Origin of the sequence: Streptomyces sp. YS-3, from assembly GCF_045257485.1 — a bacterium.
Taxonomy (GTDB): Bacteria; Actinomycetota; Actinomycetes; order Streptomycetales; family Streptomycetaceae; genus Streptomyces.
In genome coordinates this window covers 1-5564 of sequence record NZ_JBJHPC010000479.1, presented here as the reverse complement: position 1 = coordinate 5564, position 5564 = coordinate 1, and the positions used below count along the sequence as shown (strand labels likewise).

Below are 5564 nucleotides of genomic sequence, written 5' to 3'. Positions count from 1 at the left end.
GTTCAGGGGGTTCGGGAGGCTGTCGGTTGGTGCCGGTGCCTTGTTGGTGGCGGCGGTGTGCGGGCTGTCGCTGTCGGCGGGGGTGGCGCATGGCGGTGCGGTGCGCGGAGGCGTGGCGCACGGGCGTGTGGGTGATCCCGTGGCGCGCCCGGGTGTCGGGCCCGCGCCCGAGGGACCGAGGGTCGCCGGGGGTTCGGGCGCGGCGATGGGTTCGGTGGTCGCGGGGGCCACCACTCCGGGCTCCTCGGACCCCGCCGCACCTGCCGCTCTGGACCCGGGCGCCGTCGACCCCGCCGCTTCCGGCGGTGAGGCCGATATCGCGTACCACGGGCACATCTCCCTCTGGTCCGGACGCGTGGGCGTATGGGTGGAGCCGTCGAACCACGGGCCGACCGCCGTCCCGGACGCCACCGTGCGGCTGCGGTTCTCCTCGCCGCTCACCGGTGCCGAACCGTTGCCCCCGGGGTGTCTGCGGGGCAGTACGGAGACGGTGCTGTGCTCCACGGGTGCGATGCGGGCGGCCGGGGCGGGGCGGCCGATCGCGCTGGACCTGGCGATCGCCGGCAGCCCGGCCGAGGTCGTGGTGAACATCAACACCTCCTGGAGCGGTATGACCGGCGACCGCAACCCGGGCAACAACACCCACCGGGTGCTGGCACCGGCCACCGGGGACAAGTACGCGTACTGAACAGGGCTCCGGGTCCGCCTCGCGGGTGGGGCGGGGTCCGTGCGGGGGTCATCTGCGGGCCGGTGGTGGGCTGGTCGCGCAGTTCCCCGCGCCCCTTAAGGGGCCGGTGGTCGTCTGCGGGCTGATGGGTGGTTGCTCGCGCAGTTCCCCGCGCCCCCTGAAGGGCCGGTGGTCGTCTGGCGGTTGTCGGTGGCTGGTCGCGCAGTTCCCCGCGCCCCTGGGTGGTTAGGGGCGCGGGGAACTGCGCGCGCAACCCAGTACGGTCCGCAGGTTGAAGAGGGGTTCGGGGTGCCGCGCCCGCACCGTCTCCCGCTCGCCCGTCCAGCGGTGCAGCGCCTCTTCGAGCGCGGCCGGTGCCGGGTTCTCGCCCGCCCATGCCACGTATCCGTCGGGGCGGATCAGGAGCGTGGTGCGGCGGTCGCCGCGCCAGTGTGCCCGTATGAGCCGCCGTCCGGGCGCCCTGGCCGCGAGCGTGTCCTTCGCGCCCGCGTCCTCGGGTGTCACCAGTACGAACTCCCCCTCGCGCAGCAGCTCGTACAGCCGGCCCTCCGTCAGTGTCAGGTCCGGGACGCGCGTCCCCGTGAGGCGGTGGGCCCCGCGCCCCGCCGGGTAGGCGATCCCGATGCCGCTGATCCGTCCCATCGCCTTGTCCCGCGCGGGGCGCACCGCGTTCAGGAAGCGGGTCAGGAGGGAACGGGCCGCGTGCTGCACGGGGGTGTGCGCCATGGCGAGGCGCACGATCGCGCCGCTGGTGCGCAGTACCGCCGCGCCGACCGGGTGGCGCTCCTCGTGGTAGCTGTCGAGCAGCGCCTCGGGGTCGGGGGTGTCGCCGCGCAGCACGGCGGCCAGCTTCCAGGAGAGGTTGGCGGCGTCCTGGATGCCCGTGTTGAGGCCCTGTCCGCCCGCGGGTGAGTGGACGTGCGCGGCGTCGCCCGCGAGGAAGACCCGGCCCGTCCGGTAGCGGGGAACCTGGCGTTCGTCGCTGTGGAAGCGCGAGAGCCAACGGGCGTCGTGCATACCGAGGTCCGTGCCCAGGGCCTGGCGGGTGATCTCGCGGACGTCGTCCAGGTCGATCGGGGCGCTGTCGGGGACCTGGTGCTTACGGTTCCACCCCATCACCCGGTAGTAGCCGTCGCCGAACGGGACGACGAAGGCGAACGCCTCGTCCGAGCCCGCCACGCTGAGCGATCCGGCCGGCTCCTCCTCCAGCTTCACATCCGCCAGCACGATGGAGCGGATCACCGAGCTGCCGGGGAAGGGCAGGCCGAGGGCGTGGCGCACGGCGCTGCGGACGCCGTCGGCGCCAACGAGGTAGCGGGCGCGCAGGGTGAGATCCGCCTCCGCGTCGCCCTCCCCGGCACCAGCACCGTCACCCTTCCCGACCCCGCCATCGGCCCCGGCCCCGAGCGGCCTGACCTGGGCGCTGACCCCGTCCGCGTCCTGCCGCAGCCCCCGCAGCTCGGTCTCGTGGCGGAACTCCACCCCCGCCTGGCGCGCCCGGCGTTCGAGGAGGCGCTCCACCTCGTACTGCGGTGTCACCAGGAGGTACGGGAAGCGGGAGCGCAGCCGGTTCAGGTCCAGGGAGAGGTGGCGGAACAGGCTCATCGCCTCGACCGTCGTGCCGGTGGCGACCAGCTCGTCCGCCAGGCCGCGGGCGTCGAGCAGCTCCAGCGTGCGGGCGTGGACGCCGAAGGCGCGGGTCATCGTGCTCGTACCTCGCGGGCGGCGGTCTATGAGCGTCACGCTCAGGCCCGCCGCGGCGAGGTCCCCCGCGAGCAGCAGCCCGGTCGGGCCCGCGCCCACGACGAGGACATCCGCGATGCGGGTGCTGCCGGTGGTGTCAGCGGGGCCGGCGGTGTCGGTGGCGGTGGTGCTGGTCATAGCGACCTCCTCGGTGCCAACGCTTGTTGGTCAACGCTTGTTGGCAAATGTAGGGCCATCACGTCTGGCGTGTCAACACCTGTTGGCCTACAGTTGTTGACATGACGACCGCCCCCGCCGCCGGGCCCCGCCGCTCCGACGCCACCAAAGCCGCGATCCTCGAAGCCGCCCGCGAGCGCTTCGCCGCCGACGGCTACGAGCGCGCCACCATCCGCGCCATAGCCCGTGACGCGGGCATCGACCCGTCGATGGTCATGCGCTACTACGGGAACAAGGAGGGCCTGTTCGCCGCCGCCTCCGAACTCGACCTGCGCCTTCCGGACCTGGGCGCCCTGCCGGACAAGCACATCGGCGCCGTGCTCGTCACCCACTTCCTCGACCGGTGGGAGGGCGACGACGTGCTGACCGCCATGCTGCGCGTCGGCGTCACCAACGCGGCGGGGGCCGAGCGGATGCGGTCCGTCCTCGGCGAGCAGCTGGGGCCGATCGCGGTCGGCGTCTGCCCCGACCCCGCGGACGCCCCGCGTCGTACCGCCCTGGTCGCCTCGCAGATCCTCGGGATGGCGCTCGCGCGGTATGTGCTGAAGTTCCCGCCCGTCGTGGAGATGACCCGGGAGGAGGTGATCGCCTGGCTGGCGCCCACTGTGCAGCGCTACCTCACGGCGGAGGCACCCTGAGGCATCGACGCGTTGGCGCCCACCGGCCCCGCCCGCCCCTGCGCCGTACAATTGCTGCATGCCGCAGAAGAAGGAGGACCGGGCCCGTCTCATGACCGAGCTCGGTGTCGCGTCCCGCCGCTACATGGCCTCGTACGCCCTGTTCAACCAGGCGCTCGCGGACCATCTGGGGCTGCACCCCACCGACCTCCAGTGCCTCAACCTGCTGGGTCTGGAGCCCGGGCCCGTCACCACCGGGCGGATCGCGGAGCTGACCGGGCTGACCACCGGCTCGGCCACCCGGCTCGTAGACCGGCTGGAGAAGGCCGGATACGTCACGCGGCGCCGCGACACCGAGGACCGGCGCAAGGTGCTGGTCGAAGCGGTGCCCGAGCGGATGGCCGAGTTCGGGGCGGTGTGGGGGAAGCTGAACGGGGCGTGGTTCGCGATGTTCGACGCGTACGAGGACGGCGAGATCGAGCTGCTCATCGCCCATATGCGGCGGACGGTCGAGCTGTCCGGCGCGCAGATCGAGCGGCTCCGGGGCGGCCGTCTCTGAACCGCCGAACCCCGCCCGGCCGCTGACGGCACGTCGGTCCGGACGCCCTCAGTGGCCGGGGGCCGCCGCCGCGCCACCGAACTCCGCCATCGCCTCCTCGACGATCGCCTCCAGGCGGGCGTGGTGGGCGCCGCGCCAGTACACGCGCTCGCACGCCGTGCACTGCGCGAAGGCGTCGTACGCGCTGCGCGTCCCGTGCTCCAGCAGTTCGCGCACGGAGTCCTTGTCCGCCTCGCGCAGCGGCGCGTTGCAGGCGGTGCAACGGGTCCACGGGGCCAGTACGGGGGCGAACCGCTCCAGTACGTCCCGGAGTTGGTCCTCGGGGCGGTGGCTGTAGATGTACGCGCCCGCCCACAGCTCACGGCGCCGCAGCAGCCCCCGGTCCCGGGAGAGCAGCACCCGCTGTTCGGCCGCGGAGAGCGTGGCGAGCGCGGGGTCGCCGATGTCCTCGCTCTCGTACGCCGCGTCGACGCCGAGAAGCCGCAACCGGCGGGCCAGCGTGCCCAGATGGACGTCGAGGAGGAAGCGGAGCGGGGCGCCGGGCACCTGCTGGGGCCGGTCGACGGCACACACCTCGACGCTTTCGTCCGCACGCGGGATGTGCGAGACCGGCACCTCGTGGCCGTCCACGAGCAGCCGTCCGACCTCGGTCAGCGGGACGCCGAGCGACTCGACGACGTGGCCGAGCGTCGAGGAGCCGTCCGTGGTGACGGCCGTGCTCCCCGCGCGGCGCGCCGCCGGGACGAAGAGGTGCAGCTCGGCGGCGAATCGACAGTGGATCTCCGGTCCGTTCACGAGGTCAGGATGCCATCGGGTGGCGGACGGGAGCCACGTATTTGGACGACCGGGGGCAAGCCATGAGCCCGTCGGTCCGCGGCAGACCGTCGTCGGCCCGGGCAACCAACCCCCGGCGCCCGAGCGGTCTACGGCCGGAACGACTCGGCGTTCTCCGCCGCCCAGCTCGCGAACGTACGGGCCGGGCGGGCCGTCAGCTCCTCGACGCCGCGCGTGACGATGTCGGGGCGCCCGTCGGAGCGGCGAAATAGGCGAGCAGCGCGTCCGCGACGGCGCTGTCCATGTACGCGGCCATCGACGCCTTCCACGCCTCGGGGCTCACCGTCTCGACGGTGATCTCGTGGCCGGTCGCGGCGGCGAGTGCGGCTATCTGTTCGGCGGCGCTGAGGGAGTCCGGGCCGGTCAGGTGGTACGCGGCGCCGCGCAGCCGGGGCTCGGCGAGCACCGCGTGGGCGGCGTCGGCCACGTCCGCCTCGTGGATGGGGCTGGCCTGGGTGCCGGGGTAGGGGTGGGCGACGGTGCCGGTGGTCCTGACGGACCGGGCCCAGCCCATCGCGTTGCCCGCGAAGGCGCCCGGTTGCAGCAGCGTGGCGTCGATGCCCGAGGCCTTCAGGGCCTGTTCGACGGCGTGGTGGCGGCGCGCGATCGGGTTGTCCCGTGCGCCCGCGTACAGGACGGAGCTGGAGGAGAGCAGCACGATGTGCTCCACTCCGGCGGTCCTGGCCTCGTCGAGGAAGGCGTCGATGTGGGCGGGGTTGGCGTACAGGAAGACCTGGCGGGCCCCGGCGAGGGCGGCCGGGAAGGTGGCGGGGTCGTCAAGATCGAGTCGTACGGTCGCGATGTCCGGGGGCAGGTCGAGCTTCTCGGGAGCTGCGGAGGCCGCGCGCACGGGGGTGCCGGCGGCGTGCAGACGGGAGACGAGGGTGGAGCCGACGGTGCCGCGGCTGCCAGTGACGAGGATGGTCATGGGGGTTCTCCTTTGAGG

General features: G+C 73.5%; 6 protein-coding genes. 3 read left to right on the top strand and 3 right to left on the bottom strand.

The window, feature by feature from the left end; genetic code table 11:
• Nucleotides 1–688 (top strand): hypothetical protein (locus ACJA3G_RS28660; RefSeq protein ID WP_406555941.1); only part of this gene is annotated, 688 nt, incomplete at its 5' end.
• A gap of 225 nt (nt 689–913) precedes the next feature.
• Here the strand turns inward: ACJA3G_RS28660 and ACJA3G_RS28655 are convergent.
• Nucleotides 914–2569, bottom strand: coding sequence for an FAD-dependent oxidoreductase (locus tag ACJA3G_RS28655; protein WP_406555940.1), 1656 nt, complete (start codon nt 2567–2569; stop codon nt 914–916).
• A gap of 101 nt (nt 2570–2670) precedes the next feature.
• Between ACJA3G_RS28655 and ACJA3G_RS28650 the strand changes: the two genes are divergently transcribed.
• Both ACJA3G_RS28650 and ACJA3G_RS28645 read left to right on the top strand, forming a co-directional pair.
• The gene (locus ACJA3G_RS28650) at nt 2671–3246 is read left to right on the top strand and encodes a TetR family transcriptional regulator (RefSeq protein WP_406555939.1); all 576 of its coding nucleotides are present in this window, start codon (nt 2671–2673) and stop codon (nt 3244–3246) included.
• Nucleotides 3247–3304: 58 nt separating this feature from the next.
• The gene (locus ACJA3G_RS28645; protein WP_406555938.1) at nt 3305–3784 is read left to right on the top strand and encodes a MarR family winged helix-turn-helix transcriptional regulator; all 480 of its coding nucleotides are present in this window, start codon (nt 3305–3307) and stop codon (nt 3782–3784) included.
• A gap of 48 nt (nt 3785–3832) precedes the next feature.
• Here ACJA3G_RS28645 and ACJA3G_RS28640 read toward each other — a convergent pair whose 3' ends face one another.
• Both ACJA3G_RS28640 and ACJA3G_RS28635 read right to left on the bottom strand, forming a co-directional pair.
• Nucleotides 3833–4579, bottom strand: a complete 747-nt coding sequence (locus ACJA3G_RS28640) for a Mut7-C RNAse domain-containing protein (RefSeq protein WP_406555937.1) — start codon at nt 4577–4579, stop codon at nt 3833–3835.
• Nucleotides 4580–4772: 193 nt separating this feature from the next.
• Nucleotides 4773–5546: an SDR family oxidoreductase gene (locus ACJA3G_RS28635; protein ID WP_406555936.1), complete on the bottom strand. Its 774-nt coding sequence runs from the start codon at nt 5544–5546 to the stop codon at nt 4773–4775.
• Nucleotides 5547–5564 lie beyond the last annotated feature (18 nt).